Below are 15264 nucleotides of genomic sequence, written 5' to 3' on the forward strand. Positions count from 1 at the left end.
TGACACCCTTTTCAATTGAAATTGAGAAAAAAATAAAGAGTTTGTTTGAAGAAGACTGACCACTGGCAGTTTCTTCAAACAAGCTCTTTTTATACTATTCTTTTCCCGTCCAGCAATAGGTGCAGAGGTTTTCTTCCCCAATGCCGATCGCGTCCACCATGTCGTGGATGTTCTGGAATTTGAGCGTGGAGAGATTGAGGTGCTTTCGGATGCCATCGATCATCATGCCATATTTCTCGGAATCCGGATCGCAGTATTCCTTTAGGGAGTCAGGAATTTTGCCTTCAATGTCAATGATGACCTGTCGTGCCACCAAGTCCATTTCCGACCGGGAGGAAGAAAAATTGATGAATTTGCAGCCGAACACCAGTGGCGGGCAGGCAGAACGGATGTGGACTTCTTTGGCGTTGCAGCCGTAAAGCAGTTCCACGGTTTCTCTCAGCTGTGTGCCGCGGACAATGGAGTCGTCACACATGAGAAGACGCTTGCCTTCCACCAATTCTGGAATTGGCATGAGTTTCATTCGCGCAACAAGATTTCGCACTTCTTGATTTTGAGGCATAAAGCTTCTGGACCAGGTTGGTGTGTATTTGATAAACGGTCGTCCAAAAGGGATCTTTGACTCGTTGGAATAGCCTATGGCGTGGCCGACACCAGAATCCGGGACACCAGCCACCACATCGATTTCTTCTGTGTCATTCTTAGCCATTAAGGCGCCATTTCTGTACCTCATAAGTTCAACGCTTTCGCCTTCGTAGGTTGAGGATGGATAGCCGTAGTACACCCAAAGGAAGGCGCAAATCTTCTTTTCTTTTCTGGCGGGCACAATCTTCTCGATGCCTTCGGGCTTCAGCAGAACAATTTCCCCCGGGCCGAGTTCGTAGTCAAAGACATAGCCCAGGTTGGCGAAGACACAGGACTCAAAAGTCACGCAATAGGTATCCTCTTTCTTGCCTACGATCAGCGGCGTACGCCCGTACTTATCTCTCGCGGCATAAACCCCATGGGTAGTGAGCAGCAAAATGGAACAGGAGCCTTGAATAAGTTCCTGAGCCCTTTTTAACCCGTCTACAAAGGAGTTTTCCGTATCGATGATCGCAGAAACCAATTCTGTAGGATTAATGACGCCTCTGCTGGTCTCCATGAAATGCACCATGCGATTTTCGAAAGCAGCGCCAATGATTTCATCCACGTTGTTGATCTTGCCCACGGTGGAGATGGAGTACTGGCCGAGGTGTGAACGCACGGTCAGAGGTTGAGCCTCCGCATCGCTGATGCAGCCTATGCCCATGTTGCCTTTAAACTCCTCAAGTTCACTTTCAAATTTGGCTCTGAATTGCGTATTGGAAATGTTATGGATCGATCTGTGAATCGTATTTCCATCCAGAATCGCCATACCACCCTTACTGGTTCCCAGATGCGAGTGATAATCCGTACCGAAAAAGACATCAAAGACACAATCCTTTTTGGAAACAACCCCAAAAAGTCCTCCCATTGTTACACGCTCCCTTGGCAATAATGTTAGTGTTGGTTTTTAGAGGAAAATAATAAAAAGTTCGTAAAAACTCTAAAATTTATGACTAGCTTTTGTTCTATGATACAGTATACAAAGAAAATATGCAAATTACACGAATTAAAAAGCAGAACAATAGAAAAATGTACAGAATTTTGGTTTTGCCAGTCATGTGGACGGGAATGTGCGGTTTAGACAGTCAAAGTTCAGGTGAATGGGACCATCGGCATAGCTTTTTGAGGTGTTGACGGACAAAGTGGTGGAATAGATTATTAATTGTTCGGATATATTGCTCTATTTACTTCTTTAATAGAGAAGCGTTAATCATCAGAACATCCTATTGGCGTTTTATGTCAGAGAATGCTAAGATTTCACATAGATGACGCGTTTTGACGTATGAATTGTATGCCTGAATAGGCGGACTTGTCTTTAAGATACAAACGTCAAGCGCAGTTTTTCTGCATAGGGGTGAGGTATTTGGATCAAATTGCGATATCTACCGCGGCGTTCTGCCTTTGGGACATCCCGCCGGAGGAAAAACTTCTGATTGGCCGGAATTTGGGTTTTGAACATGTTGAAATTGCTCTCAGCACAGAAGCCATGGTGCGAAAGTTTCTCGATTTTTTGAACACGTGTGAGTTTGCTGGAAGTTATAAACAGATCGCGCTGCATGCCCCCTGGCATGGCATTGCTTATGGGAAAAGCGCCAGATCTGAAAAATTGGTCGTTCAGCTTACTGAAATAGTTGACCGGCTCGGGATTCAGTCGGTCGTCTTCCACTGTGACTGCATTCAGAATCCGAAAAGTCTTGTGGCATCAGGCCTTCCGATTGTTCTTGAAAACACCGCTGTACCGGAAAGTTGGGAACGATTTTCAAACTTCCTCAACAATTACCCGTGGCGCGTATCCCTCAACCTGAACAAAGCCACTCGCGACCATGGACATTTGGAAAGGATTCTTGAGACTTGGCGCCACAGAATTGAACGGGTTCACCTCAGCGGTCATGTTGACGGTCGGGGGCGAATGCCTCTCAAAACCACGTGTCAGTTGAATTGCCTTGAGAAAATTAAGGGCTTGAAGGTGCCGATGGTTTTGGAAGGCCTCTTTCCGCCAGGAAATACTCTTTCGATCGCCGAAGAGCGCCATTTGGTCAAGATGATCCTTACCGACAATTGAACATGGATATTCAATAGGAAAAACATTATAAAATTTTGTCGACGACTCATAACGATTGAAAAAACTGATGGTTCCGGGAGAGTGATCAGTTTTTTCGATTGGAAAATTCAACTTAAGTCTTATAAAATCACTGTAGTTGATAGCGACAAACACTGGTTAAACCAACGCTCAGAGCAGCATGTAAGGGACCTGTAAAGTTCAATCTGCGTTTGACTGAGGACTTAAGGTGGGCAGCGTATGAAGTACATAAGCAAGAAAAAATTGATTGCAGCCTTAATGCTGACGGTGATGCTCCTGACTTGCCGTTTTTTTATGTCCTCCGGAATGCTTCATCACATGGGTGCAGAGGGCATAAAGGACTATATAGCGTCATTTGGCATCTGGGGTCCTGTTATCTACATGATCATGTTTTCTGTAATACCCTCAGGATCAATTATTGCCATTGCAGGTGGGATGGCCTTTGGTTTGTATTATGGTGCCGTCTACACCCTTATTGGCGCTGTTATAGGCGCCAGTGTGGCCTTTTATGTCTCAAGACATTTAGGGCGGGAAGCTGTGGAAAAAAGGCTGCATGGAAGGATGAAACGCTTTGACGAGCACATTCAGCGGGGCGGATTTCTGATGATCCTCATTCTCAGGCTGATTCCAATCATCCCCTTTAATGTCGTCAGCTATGGGGCGGGTTTGACCAAAATCAAATTTATGGATTACTTTTGGTCGACTTTGATTGGCATTATTCCCGGTGTCCTGATTTTTACCAATTTAGGAGATAAGGCTTTGGACGTCAAATCCCCTGAGTTCCTGATTGCGTCAGGGTTGCTGGTCGCAATGATTGCAGCATCCATTCTACTGAAAAGAAAGTACTCTTTCGACGATTTACAGTCAATAATTCTAAAACGGGAAATTGATAAAGGCAGTACTGCCAAACTTTAATAAAGTTTGCTTAAACTATGAAATGGAGTGATTAAAATTAAAGCGTTCTTTAAGAGCAATCTCGGAAAAATCTCAGCAGTGCTGCTGGTTGTGGCCATTTACCTCTTGGTACCCGCTGTCAAAGTGAATGTCAACCAGGCGATCTTCATCCTTCAGAACGTTGATGTCGATCTTGCCAGACAATACATATTAGGGTTTGGGGTCTGGGCGCCTGTCGTCTCGTTCCTTCTCATGATGCTTCAGTCCTTGTTTGCGCCCCTTCCAGCGTTTATCATTACCTTTGCGAATGCTGCGCTCTTTGGTTGGGTGAAAGGAGCTATTCTATCCTGGTCCAGCGCCATGGCCGGCGCGGCACTGTGTTTCTTCCTGGCGAAGTATCTTGGCCGCGATTTTGTCGAAAAACTGTCGTCCAAGTCGGCAGTCCAGATGATTGACGACTTCTTCAAGAACTATGGCAAATACGCGATCCTTATCGCTCGACTTCTGCCCTTTATCTCTTTTGATATAGTCAGTTACGCAGCCGGTCTAACCTCAATGAGATTTTGGCCGTTCTTTATTGCGACAGGGATTGGTCAGTTGCCAGCGACGATCATATATTCTTACATTGGAAGTATGCTCACAGGCACTGCCAGAACGTTTGTCATGGGTCTTCTGATTCTGTTCGCAGTCAGTACTCTGGTCTTTCTGCTTAAAAAAGTATGGAATGATAAAGCGAAAAATCCCAAAAAAAAGAAGGAGGAAAACATCATTGAACGTACATAAGAAAAAACTGTCAGTACTGCTTATGTTAGTCTTGGCACTGGCGGCTGCGCTGTCGGGCTGCGCGCCGTCTGCGGCCCCGCAAAGTTCTGAAGAACCAGAACAGGCTGGGTTTGACCTGTCCGTCTACAAGAATAACGACTTCCTGATCACACCTCAGGATCTCAAAGCCATGTTGGGCAGTGAGGACTTGGTACTCGTCGACGCTAACAAGCCCGACGTTTACGGCAAAGAGCACATTCCAGGCGCGATCAGCGCTGGGCTTCATTCTTTTTCCAACACTGTGGGTAAACCCGGTGAACCAGGCTGGGGCACCATTCTCGACAAGGACGCCCTGACTGAAAAACTGAACGCTATGGGCATTAACAACGAAAAAACGGTTGTCTTTTATTCCGACGTCTTCAAAGGTCCTGGTGCCGATGGTCGCGCCGTCTGGCAGCTTCAAATGGCCGGCATGGACAATGTCAAGCTGTTGGTGGGTGGACTCAGCTACTGGAAAGAGCTTGGCTATGAAGTGACTGCGGAGGTCTCTGAACCTGTTCCAACAACGGGCGTAGTTCTAAAAGACTACGACGAGAGCTTTGGCGCAACAAAAGACTATGTCTTTGAAAATCTAGGAAAACAAGTTCTGATCGACGTCAGAACCCCTAAGGAATATGGTGGTTCTCAAAATGCCGGAGAACCAAGAGGCGGCCATATTACTGGAGCCACAAATCTTCTCTGGTTGGACCTGCTTAATGAGAACGGCACGCCTAAGTCTCCGGAAGAAATCACCAAAATCATGGCAGACGCCGGCGTCTCACCTGAGGACGACTTCACCCTCTACTGAACTATGGGCATCAGATCTGGATACACATCCATGATCCTCAGAGCCGTGGGCTTTGAGAACGTTAGAAACTACGAAGCGTCCATCTATGAGTGGGGCGGAGATTCGTCCATGCCAATGGAAAAATAGTGTCACCTCAGGGCTGAACTCGGAAGCGAGTCACAGCCCTTTTTATCCATAATCCCGATCGATTGCTGTTCGGTTTTGTGACTGAAAGGAAAGAGCTATGTATAGTCAATCTGCAAACTGGGCTACAAAGATCTCTGGACTTGAAAAAAGGGTGTTTCCGTGGCGAGCATCGGAGATAAAAAAAGGTCGCCCGGTATTTTTCCCTGGATGCAACCTTGTGAATTTTCTGCCGGAAACATCTTTGATGACGGTCAATGCTTTGAGAGCTTTTGACTGTGGCTGGATGTTTGATTGCTGTGGAAAGCCTTTGAGTTTAAAAGGCGACCAAACTGGCGCGGCAGCCATTCTCAGCCGAATTGAAATGGAAATCAGACGTCATCAGATCCCGGAAATGATTGTGGCCTGCCCGAATTGCCATCAAGTCTTCGGCAAGCATCTCAGTATTCCTGTGACGGATATCTATGATTTCTTGAAGCGGGAAGGCTATAAGCTGCCGCAGACCTCAGTGCCAATCAGAGTGTTTACCCCATGTCCGGATCGTGGTACCGGGAAGATTGCAGGTTCCATTGAGGCCCTCCTTGGATCTGAAATTGTCAGTTCAAAAGGCCTGCCATGCTGTGGTCTGGGTATGAAGCAGCCGGTCATGGCGAAAGAGGCGCTTAAGACCATCCAAAAGACGGCACCGGAAATGAAAGCTTACTGTGCCAGCTGTTATGGGCATCTAAGCAAAAACGGCGTCAGGATGACAGGACATGTCCTGTCCGAGGTCATGGGGCTGGAAGAAAAACCATCGGCAGGGCTAAAGAAAGCTTTGAACCGGTTCCGGCCAAAGCTTTGGAAATAGGAGGATGAGTCAATGCTGGACACCTACGGACGAAAAACCATAGATCCGCCTGTGCGGCTTCTTGCAGGGCTTTTTCACCGCGCGGGTCTGACCCCCAATGTCGTGACCATGGCGGCTTTTGTTGTGGGCTGCGCCTCAGCCGGACTTTTGGCCATGGGTCATCCCTGGTGGGGGGGGCTGGCATTGTGGCTGTCCGGGCTTCTGGATGTCGCTGACGGTGAACTCGCCAGACTGACCAAATCCCAGAGCGCCTCCGGGGCACTTCTGGACCTGATTCTGGACCGCATGGTGGAAGCGCTGGTACTGCTTGGCATGGTGATTCATGAGCCTGAGCTTGCCATTGTGGTTATCTTGTTCCTGATCAGCGTCATTTTCAACTTCTCGACGTTTTTGGCCGCCGGCGCGTTAATGACGAATGCCGGCAAAAAGAGTATGCATTATGATCCGGGGCTGATTGAGCGAACGGAGACCTTTGTCTTTTTCACCGCTGCCATCCTGCTTCCGGACTATAGCTTGTGGATTCTGTGGGCCTTGACGGGATTGATTGTTCTGACTGGAATACGAAGATTTTTTCAGGTGTTTGACGCGCTGAGACAGCCTTAGGATGTTGAGGCTGCTCGGCTCTTATTGAGACATAAATTATGTGAATGTAAAGGAGAACTACCATGCGCCCACTGAACAGACCTATGACAGAAATAGGAAACACACACAAAAGGCTTTTGAGCCTCATTCTCGCCGGAGTCCTTGCTGCTGGCGCCCTAGTGGGCTGCGGTCAAGCCACACCAGCCGCAGAAGAGGCGGATCAGACTGCTGCAGTCTTTGCCAGCTGGTCTGAGGTGGAAGAAGCCGGCCGCGACCAGACCGTCACTATCTTGATGTGGGGCGGCAATGAACTCGTAAATACTTACATGGATACGACAGTCTCAAGCTATCTAAAAGAGACTTACAACATAACTTTGAACCGGGTCCCTATGAATCCGCCGGACTATCTGAGTCTGCTGCTCAATGAAAAAACTGCCGGTGTGGCAGAGGGCTCCGCGGATCTTCTCTGGATCAACGCGGAGAACTTCAGGACTGCCAAGGAGGGCGGCCTGCTCTGGGGCCCTTATGATCAACTCCTTGAGAATCAGACGAAGTATTATGAGACGTCCGCCGGCGACCTGAACTCAGACTCCGGGATCCCTATTGAAGGCATGGAAGCTATCTGGGGCAGAGCGCAGCTCGTCTTGACCACTGACACAGCCAGAGTCGAGGCGCCGCCAAAATCCTATAAGGCATTGCTGGAATGGGCCAAAGCCAATCCGGGGCGCTTTACCTATCCTAACCCTATGGAAGATTTCGCAGGCAGCGCCTTTGTCAGAAGCGCCCTGTATGAATTGACAGGGGAGAGTGACTGGAGCGCTGACCTGACCGAAGAGGCCTTCAAAGAAAAAGCGCAGCCGGTGTTTGACTACTTCAATGAACTTAAACCCTACCTGTGGCGTGAGGGGACAGTCTACCCGTCCAGCCAGGCGCAGCTGGATGAGCTCTTTAAGAACAATGAAGTCGACTTCACAATTGGCTTTGAGCTGGGCAAGACAGCGGGTCAAGTGGCGGCCGGCGCGTATCCGGAGACAGCGGAGGCTTATGTGTTTGATACCGGGACCATCGGCAACGCGCACTACCTGGCAGTGCCTTTCAACGCCCCTCAGAAGGCCGCGGCGCTGCTGACCATCAACGCGCTGCAGAGTCCGGAACTTCAGCTTGAAAAGTTCAAACCGGCGGTGTGGGGGGACATGCCTGCCTTTGATGCAGCGGCACTTTCTGAAGAAGAACAAGCAGCATTGAAGGCCATTGAAGCCGAGGTGTTCCCTATGCCCCTTGAGGCGCTGGCGGAGCGGCGTTTGCCGGAGCTGAAGGCCGTTTACATTGACTGGATTGAAATGCTCTGGTCGGAAATAGCTGGCGCGAGCAACCGTGCCGGAGCTAAATAGTGGAAGGGCGCCGGGCAACGTGGCGCTTTTGGGCACAGCTGATCCCGGCCATGATTCCCACTACGCTGTGTCTGGTTTTTGGACTGGCTGAGGTTCTGAAGCTCGCTCTGGGTTATGTGCCAATCCTGGACATGAGGGCAATGACGCTGGGTTATTTCACTTCATTGTGGCAGCGCCCGGATTTCTGGCGGGACGTGGTCTACACTGCCGGATTCAGTGCCGCCGCAGCATTTTTGATTGTCCTTATGGGCGCCTTTCTAGCCTGGACGCTCTCGGGAAGCAGTCGCCTGGCCATGAAAGTACTGATCAGCCTGTGCCTCGCAGTAACGGTGATTTTGCCTTACGGCGTCGTGGCGCTGGCGACCCAGTCACTGATGGGGCAATCCGGATTTCTGGCCAGAGTAGCAGCCCAGTGGCACTGGATCGAAACGCCCTCTGAGTTTCCGGTCTTTCTCTACACACCCTTTGGTCTTGGACTTTGGTTTCCGTATCTATGGAAAGGCAGCGCCTTCGTGGCGCTGATCCTAAAACCTTACTACGACAAAATCCGCAACACCTTTGAGCTCGAGGCCAGAACCCTTGGCGCCGGCGGTCTGACGCTGTGGCACAGCCTGTATCTGCCTTCCGCGGCCGGTCTTATTGCTTTGGCGGGGGGTGTTATGTTCGCCTTCATTTTTGGCAGCTTTGAGGTCCCGGTCTGGCTTGGGGCATTGACGCCCGAGCTGCTGCCTGCCAGGTACTACGCGCTGCTCCTTCACCCGGACCTGCACAGACTGCCGGAGCGCATGGCGCTGGTGATTACCCTGGCGGTTCTGTGCCTTGTTTTGACTTTGATTTTTGTCGCGCTGCTCCATCAGGCCTTCAAACGAGGACTGGGTTATAAGCACTGGCTGGCACCGCTGACCCGAAAACTTGGCGTGACCCCACGGTCCGGAGAACGGTCAAGGTTGGTGACCGCCTGGCTTTATGCTTTAGTGATTTTGCTGCCCGTAGTCTGGTTCCTCCTCTACGGCCTATCTCCCTCTCTGAGATTCCCGCAAGTGGTGCCGGATTTTTCAGGCGCAGCAGCGCGCACTTGGAGCGTTGTGACTGACCCCATGCTTCAGAGGGCTTTGAAGCAGAGTCTGATGATCTCGGGTCTCACTGGGGTGCTGGCGAGCCTCGCGGGCTTTAGCGCGGGGAGGGCCCTCTCTAAGAAGCAGGCTGTGAAGGGGCGATCCGCTGCCATGGTGATCCTGGCTTTGCCGCTGCTGTTTCCCGGTGTCGTTCTGATCACGGGGGCACAGATGGCCAGCATCCGGCTGGGCTATTACGGCTCCTGGCTTTCCGTGGTAATCTGTCATATTGCCATAGTCGTCCCCTATGCTGTGGGGCTTCAGTTCCAGTATCAAAGCCAGTCTGGCCACGCTCAGGAAGAGGCGGCGAGAACGCTGGGCGGTCGTCCCCTGGACTATCTTGTCAGAGTGCTGCTGCCCTCTACACTGCCGCCGCTCATTCTCAGCTTTTCCCTGGCTTTTTTAATGTCACTCACGGAAACCTTCTCCACTCAGATGACCAGCGGCGGCCGAATCACTACCCTGGGTGCATTGCTGATCCCCGCGCTGGAATATGGTGATCTGTTCAGGGGGAGCCTGTATACCCTAATCTTTGTTTTAATCAACGGCAGCCTTTTTCTGACGGCCCATGCCGTTTCGAAGTCCTGGATCAACCGCTCCGACTACAGAAAGGAAAATTACTAGGATGCTGCGACTGAAGGCGCTTTCAAAAACCTATGAGAATAAAAAGGTCCTGGAGGACATTACCTTTGAGTGCTTGTGTCCAGAACTGGTTGCGGTCCTGGGGCCCTCCGGCTCCGGGAAGTCGACGCTGCTTAAGCTGATTTCCGGGCTGGTTCGGCCGGATGGCGGAGGTGTTGAGCTGAATGGCCGGGACATGACCGGTCTCCCTCCTGAGCAGCGGGGCATTGTCTACATTTCTCAGGAACCGTCCCTGTTCACCCATATGACCGTTCTGGACAACTTGTGCTATGGCGCGGACATTCGTGGGATTCCCCGAAAAGAGATCACGGCGGATCTGGCGCGCCTGATCCGCCTGCTGGAGCTGGAAGGCCTTGAAAACAGGTATCCTGGAGCGTTGTCCGGCGGTCAAAGGCAGCGGGTCGCCATAGGTCGAGGCCTTGCGGTTAAGCCCTCGGTACTGCTGCTGGACGAGCCCTTCTCGAGTCTGGATCTGGCGCTGCGCACCAGCATGGGGCAGTTGATCCGCAGTATTCGAGAGAACTTTGAGGTCACCATCATTTTGGTGACCCATGATCCAAGCGAAGCCATGGCATTCTCGGACCGAATCATGCTCCTGCGTGAAGGGCGCCAGCTGCAATGCGGGACGCCTGAAGATTTGTACAGGCATCCGGTGAATCTTCAAGCCGGGCAAATGCTGGGCAGACTCCTTCCGCTTCCGGAGGCTCTGTCAAATCTGGGCGGATCTAGGGAGCTGCCTGTTATAGAACTTCGGGAAGCGCGCTCTGAAGGCATACACATTCTCAGACGCTGCTACAGGCCGGAATCAGTCGTTCTGATTCGAACAGGGGAGAACGCTGAGGGGGCTTATAGAGTTGGCCGAGTAAGCCGGGACGGCCTCGAATGTCGTTACGAGTTGTTAAGTGCCAATTCTGCCGATGGTTTCGAAATCATCTCCTCGCAGAAAAAACCAGTCGCTGTGAATGACTGGGTTCGGCTGGTGTGGGTGTGATCGGTTTTGAAAGTCCGTGCTCCAAATGGCTAAACAAAGAAAAAAGCGTGAGAACGAAGCGCTGCCTCAAGTCGGGATTGACAATGGCAGATCATAGTTCTCACGCTTTAATTTTTTGGATTTCTCTTTTGTGCCTTAAACCAATCTACCTTGCTTCCACAACTCCAAGCTCATAACAGGTTACATTAAACCGAGTCAAATCCAGAGAGTCCTGATCTGAGGTAAACAGAAGCGTCGTGCAGGTGCCGGCAGACTTATGGAGATCTATAGGCGTGTGACTGTCAAGGCTGAGATTCAGCTTGCCGCCTGCAGCTGCGGCCAAATCACGGCCTTCCGACAGGATGCCCCTCGAGCCGACGGGCCAGATTTCGATGACCTCCGGAGAATCCAACAGCTGCCTTAGTGTGGTGAAATCCGCGATCTGACTTTCGTCATCCGCCAGTTCCTGGCCCACTTTGGGAATCCCGGCGGCAAAGACATGGCATCCGGACCTGGATCTTCGAGCTTCAAGAGTTTTGTTTTGAAGCATTCCAATTGCCGTCATGCCGAGGGCGGTTTGCTGGGTGGGGACATTCTTTTCAGTGCTGATGGTCAGCGGAAGGTCCGGGTAACCCGCTTCTGCCATGGACGCCCGAATGCCTTCCAAAAGCGCTTCTCCGGCAGGGTCTGGCTCGCAGCAGATGGCGGCAGTAAGGGCAACGGGGATGGCCCCGGAGGAAAGCACTTCCATCAGGACAACTCTGGCTGTCAGCCTCGCCACGACCTGTGGCGGGGCTTTAACATTATCTAGGGGCTTAAATCCAATACCGCCGCAGGAATCGCAGGCGATTGCCAAAAACGTGTCCCGGCTGATTGGATGCAGGTCCAGATCCCTATATTTTTTGGTCACTGACAATCGCCCCTGCCTTTTTTAGCGCGCTTGATTTTTCCAAAGCAAGATGAACCATGAAGGCCACTATGACATTGATCAGGCTGCCAACGGTCAGAGGAAGCACCATGGCAGCGAAAAAGCCCATGCCAAAGCCAGGCAGCAGCATCAGCATGGCAGGCGAGGCAACGCCGTTGAGGAGTGTTGCAATCACAACCGCAAGATAGCGGTTGACTTTTCTGAACAGGAGCCCATAAACCCAGCAAATGGCGGCCATTTGAAATCCAATCAAGAGGTGGATTGGCAGCGTCAGTGGAAAGCCTGCGCTGGCCGCTGTCATAAGATGGCCCAAAAGCCCTATGACTGCGCCAGGGATTGGACCGAGGAGAGAGGCTGCCAGAAAGGCTGGCATGGAATCAAAGGCCACTGTCCCGGTAGGACTTGGCATCTTGATGACGGAGCCAATAAAGCATAGGGCAATGAACATGGAGAGCAGGACGGTTCTTTTGAGATTGTTTTGCATACGATTTACACCTCATTTAAATTTTTTTTTGCAAGGCTTCAGAGGGCATTTGAGGGCACAGGAAACAAAAACAAAAAAGCCCGCGGCTATTAAACCGCGGACTTTACCATCATCCAATCCCTACCGTTCTCTGTGAACACAAAGAACGCACAGCATTTCAGGCAGGTCTCCTGGCTAAGGGTCATTGTGCTGCCTCGCCTTCCCAAGCCGCTTAACAGCGGAGGTGGCATGCTGAGGGCACTCTCCATTTACAGTGACGGGATCGCTCAGGACTCTCACCTGATTCCCTATTCTCCCAAGTATTGGGCACCTGAATACGTTGATTTAGTTATCTGAAACCCTGACTATAGGTAGTGTAGCGAAAAGATCCTCCTGCGTCAAGTCTGATAAGTTTTTGTTTTTTTTAAAAACAAGTGTAAATTTGCCGATGGTCGTGCGTTCAAAAGCCAGACATTTCAACTGATGCAGCTTAAATTTACAATTTGATGGACGCAAAAAGTCCCGCTGGACAAAAAGCGAAACACCTGTTAAATTGGAAGTATAGAAGAGATCATAAAATCAATAGCATAGCGAATGCAGAAGGAGTGTTTATTATGATTAAAATTGGAATCAACGGATTCGGGCGAATTGGAAGACTTGTTCTGAGAGCGTCTGCAGCATATGATAACGTCGAAGTGGTGGGGATCAACGATCCCTTTGTGGACGCCGAGTACATGGCCTACATGCTGAAGTATGATTCGGTCCATGGAAAGTTTGACGGTGAGGTCTCCTCTGAAGATGGCAAACTTCTCGTCAATGGCAAGGAAATCAAGATTTTCGCAGCCAAAGAGCCTAAAGACATTCCGTGGAAATCCTGCGGTGCGGCATACATTGTGGAGTCGACTGGTGCTTTCACTACTCAGGAAGCCGCGAAGGGACATTTGGAGGCCGGTGCCAAGAAAGTCATCATCAGTGCACCTTCCAAAGATGCACCCATGTTTGTCATGGGTGTAAACTCAGATAATTACAGATCGGACATGGACATTGTGTCCAATGCCTCATGCACCACAAACTGCCTGGCGCCCCTCGCCAAAGTCATACATGAGCATTTCGGCATTGTCGAAGGTTTGATGACGACCGTACACGCGACCACGGCAACTCAAAAGACAGTCGACGGTCCATCCAAAAAAGACTGGAGAGGCGGCAGAGCTGCCGCGTCGAATATCATCCCATCTTCTACAGGCGCAGCCAAAGCGGTTGGCGAAGTCATTCCCGAGCTGAAAGGCAAATTGACAGGCATGTCTTTCAGAGTGCCTACAGTCAACGTCTCTGTTGTAGACCTGACCTGCCGTCTCGAGAAGCCGGCGACGTATGAGGAAATCAAACAAGTCGTGAAAAGCGCGTCTGAAAACGAACTGAAGGGGATCCTCGGATACACTGAAGACGCTGTTGTCTCAACGGATTTTCTCGGTGAATCCCGCGTGTCTGTCTTTGATGCCAACGCCGGTATCAGCCTGAACGAGCACTTTGTCAAACTGGTTTCCTGGTATGACAACGAATGGGGCTACTCCAACAAAATTGTCGATCTGATCTGCCATATGAATGACGTAGATCATATGGTTCTCAAAATTACAAAGGAGAACAGAAAATTGAAGGATACGGTCGCTGCGAGCACCAGCTCAAGAGCGTCGTAGCCAGGCGGCAGAATGTTGTGAGAGGAAGAAGGTACCGTTGTTGCATACAAAGGGACCTTTTCCTCTCGTTTTAGTTTTGACATACTTACAAAGAAACTGGGTGTCTGACACCCAGTTTCTACCTTTGTCGCTAAAATGTCTTTTTATTTTTCTTTTCAGGTTCAATTAAGGATGGTATTCTAAAATGTAGAGAAATCGTCTGATGGGTGATATCAACCATCGGCAGAAGAAAAATTGAAAGGGGCTAGTTTAGAGTGAAGAGCAATTTCAGAGTTATCATGGTCGTCGTAGTGATTATTACGATGCTCGCGGGCAGCGTTTACATTGGAGCGGGTGCTTTCAGAACGGCAGGCAGCGGGGACACAGTGGCGACAGTGGGTTCGGAGAAAATCACCAAGGACGAGCTGTATGATTACATGGTCAAGCAGAGCGGTCAGCAAGCAATCGATACATTGGTTTCAGAAAAGATCATTGAGCTAGAGGCAAAGAAAAACAATGTCACGGTTGAGGCGGCGGAAGTCGACGAAGAGATCGCGTCCTATGAGGAAATGTACGGCGGCAAAGAGGCTCTCGAGAGCGCGCTGGCATCCAGCGGCTTTGACATGGACTACCTCAGGGGCAATATTGAGACAAACCTCAAGATCAAGAAGATTCTTGAGCCTACCATTGAGATCACAGATGATGAGATTTCTGAGTATTTTACAGCCAACAAGGCGTCCTTTGACCAGCAGGAGCAGGTCAGCGCGCGACATATTCTGGTTGAGACGGTTGAAGTCGCCAACGAGGTGCTCGGCAAGCTGAACGCCGGCGACGATTTTGCGGTGCTCGCGAAAGAGTACTCTGTAGACACTTCCAACAAGGACAACGGCGGCGAGCTCGGCTTCTTCGGCAGAGGTCAGATGGTGCCAGTCTTCGAAGAGGCGGCTTTTGGCGCTGAGATTGGCAAAGTAGTCGGTCCGGTTGAGACGGATTTTGGCTTCCACCTGCTGATCGTGGATGAAAAGAAGGAAGCGGTTGAAGCAACGCTGGACAGCAAGAAGGAAGAAGTCCGCGACGTGCTCCTCGACCAAAAGATTCAGTCCCAGGTCACGACTTGGCTGGACGAGAAATACAAAGAGTACGACATCAACATTACTTTATAGATCACACAAGACGTAAAATTAAGCCTTCCGGTTGGAGGGCTTTTTTTATGCCCATTTGATGCTGGCGAAAACTCGGTGTCAGACACCCGGTTTCACCAATGACGAAACCGGGTGTCTGACACCGAGTTTCTTCCAGCATTTTAAGGCTCCTTTCAGG

14 protein-coding genes and 1 riboswitch are annotated in these 15264 nt (G+C 50.4%); of the genes, 11 read left to right on the top strand and 3 right to left on the bottom strand.

The window, feature by feature from the left end; genetic code table 11:
- Positions 1 to 94 precede the first annotated feature (94 nt).
- Positions 95 to 1495, bottom strand: a complete 1401-nt coding sequence (locus OEL90_RS08930) for an amidophosphoribosyltransferase (protein WP_291401556.1) — start codon at positions 1493 to 1495, stop codon at positions 95 to 97.
- A 495-nt stretch (positions 1496 to 1990) separates the two neighbouring features.
- On the opposite strand from OEL90_RS08930, the gene OEL90_RS08935 reads away from it, so the two are divergent.
- The 9 genes from OEL90_RS08935 (at position 1991) to OEL90_RS08975 (ending at position 10901) form a co-directional block, all read left to right on the top strand.
- Positions 1991 to 2689: a hypothetical protein gene (locus OEL90_RS08935; RefSeq protein WP_291401558.1), complete on the top strand. Its 699-nt coding sequence runs from the start codon at positions 1991 to 1993 to the stop codon at positions 2687 to 2689.
- A 237-nt stretch (positions 2690 to 2926) separates the two neighbouring features.
- Positions 2927 to 3622, top strand: coding sequence for a TVP38/TMEM64 family protein (locus tag OEL90_RS08940; protein WP_291401559.1), 696 nt, complete (start codon positions 2927 to 2929; stop codon positions 3620 to 3622).
- 27 nt (positions 3623 to 3649) lie between these two features.
- Entirely contained in the window at positions 3650 to 4384 is a 735-nt protein-coding gene (locus OEL90_RS08945; protein WP_330583723.1) for a TVP38/TMEM64 family protein, read from the top strand.
- Positions 4371 to 5210 (top strand): sulfurtransferase, encoded by an 840-nt coding sequence (locus OEL90_RS08950; RefSeq protein WP_291401561.1) that lies wholly within the window; start codon positions 4371 to 4373, stop codon positions 5208 to 5210. Before OEL90_RS08945 ends, OEL90_RS08950 begins: the two co-directional genes overlap by 14 nt.
- A 223-nt stretch (positions 5211 to 5433) precedes the next feature.
- Complete coding sequence (locus OEL90_RS08955) at positions 5434 to 6180, top strand: heterodisulfide reductase-related iron-sulfur binding cluster (RefSeq protein WP_291401563.1); 747 nt, start codon at positions 5434 to 5436, stop codon at positions 6178 to 6180.
- 12 nt (positions 6181 to 6192) lie between these two features.
- Positions 6193 to 6783, top strand: a complete 591-nt coding sequence (locus OEL90_RS08960) for a CDP-alcohol phosphatidyltransferase family protein (protein ID WP_291401565.1) — start codon at positions 6193 to 6195, stop codon at positions 6781 to 6783.
- A gap of 62 nt (positions 6784 to 6845) precedes the next feature.
- Positions 6846 to 8153, top strand: coding sequence for an ABC transporter substrate-binding protein (locus OEL90_RS08965; protein ID WP_291401567.1), 1308 nt, complete (start codon positions 6846 to 6848; stop codon positions 8151 to 8153).
- Positions 8153 to 9892 (top strand): ABC transporter permease, encoded by a 1740-nt coding sequence (locus OEL90_RS15140; protein ID WP_291401569.1) that lies wholly within the window; start codon positions 8153 to 8155, stop codon positions 9890 to 9892. The genes OEL90_RS08965 and OEL90_RS15140 overlap by 1 nt, the downstream gene beginning before the upstream one ends.
- A gap of 1 nt (position 9893) precedes the next feature.
- Entirely contained in the window at positions 9894 to 10901 is a 1008-nt protein-coding gene (locus tag OEL90_RS08975) for an ABC transporter ATP-binding protein (RefSeq protein ID WP_291401571.1), read from the top strand.
- Between the two features lie 145 nt (positions 10902 to 11046).
- Here OEL90_RS08975 and OEL90_RS08980 read toward each other — a convergent pair whose 3' ends face one another.
- Positions 11047 to 11790 carry an AIR synthase related protein gene (locus OEL90_RS08980; RefSeq protein ID WP_291401573.1) on the bottom strand — a complete coding sequence of 248 codons (744 nt, stop codon included), beginning with the start codon at positions 11788 to 11790 and terminating at the stop codon, positions 11047 to 11049.
- Positions 11774 to 12292: an ECF transporter S component gene (locus OEL90_RS08985; protein WP_300688074.1), complete on the bottom strand. Its 519-nt coding sequence runs from the start codon at positions 12290 to 12292 to the stop codon at positions 11774 to 11776. Before OEL90_RS08985 ends, OEL90_RS08980 begins: the two co-directional genes overlap by 17 nt.
- Before the next feature lie 143 nt (positions 12293 to 12435).
- Positions 12436 to 12621: riboswitch (cobalamin riboswitch) on the bottom strand.
- Positions 12622 to 12882: 261 nt separating this feature from the next.
- Between OEL90_RS08985 and gap the strand changes: the two genes are divergently transcribed.
- Both gap and OEL90_RS08995 read left to right on the top strand, forming a co-directional pair.
- Positions 12883 to 13965 carry a type I glyceraldehyde-3-phosphate dehydrogenase gene (gap, locus tag OEL90_RS08990; protein ID WP_300688113.1) on the top strand — a complete coding sequence of 361 codons (1083 nt, stop codon included), beginning with the start codon at positions 12883 to 12885 and terminating at the stop codon, positions 13963 to 13965.
- Between the two features lie 254 nt (positions 13966 to 14219).
- Positions 14220 to 15107: a foldase protein PrsA gene (locus OEL90_RS08995; protein WP_300688077.1), complete on the top strand. Its 888-nt coding sequence runs from the start codon at positions 14220 to 14222 to the stop codon at positions 15105 to 15107.
- Positions 15108 to 15264 lie beyond the last annotated feature (157 nt).

Origin of the sequence: Acidaminobacter sp., assembly GCF_030247605.1 — a bacterium.
Taxonomy (GTDB): domain Bacteria; phylum Bacillota; class Clostridia; order Peptostreptococcales; family Acidaminobacteraceae; genus Acidaminobacter.

Bases quoted from the DNA above. Each gene is read 5' to 3' on its own strand.
- OEL90_RS08930 (WP_291401556.1), bottom strand. From the start codon at position 1,495: ATGGGAGGACTTTTTGGGGTTGTTTCCAAAAAGGATTGTGTCTTTGAT.
- OEL90_RS08940 (WP_291401559.1), top strand. From the start codon at position 2,927: ATGAAGTACATAAGCAAGAAAAAATTGATTGCAGCCTTAATGCTGACG.
- OEL90_RS08975 (WP_291401571.1), top strand. From the start codon at position 9,894: ATGCTGCGACTGAAGGCGCTTTCAAAAACCTATGAGAATAAAAAGGTC.
- OEL90_RS08965 (WP_291401567.1), top strand. From the start codon at position 6,846: ATGCGCCCACTGAACAGACCTATGACAGAAATAGGAAACACACACAAA.
- OEL90_RS08955 (WP_291401563.1), top strand. From the start codon at position 5,434: ATGTATAGTCAATCTGCAAACTGGGCTACAAAGATCTCTGGACTTGAA.
- OEL90_RS08985 (WP_300688074.1), bottom strand. From the start codon at position 12,292: ATGCAAAACAATCTCAAAAGAACCGTCCTGCTCTCCATGTTCATTGCC.
- OEL90_RS08960 (WP_291401565.1), top strand. From the start codon at position 6,193: ATGCTGGACACCTACGGACGAAAAACCATAGATCCGCCTGTGCGGCTT.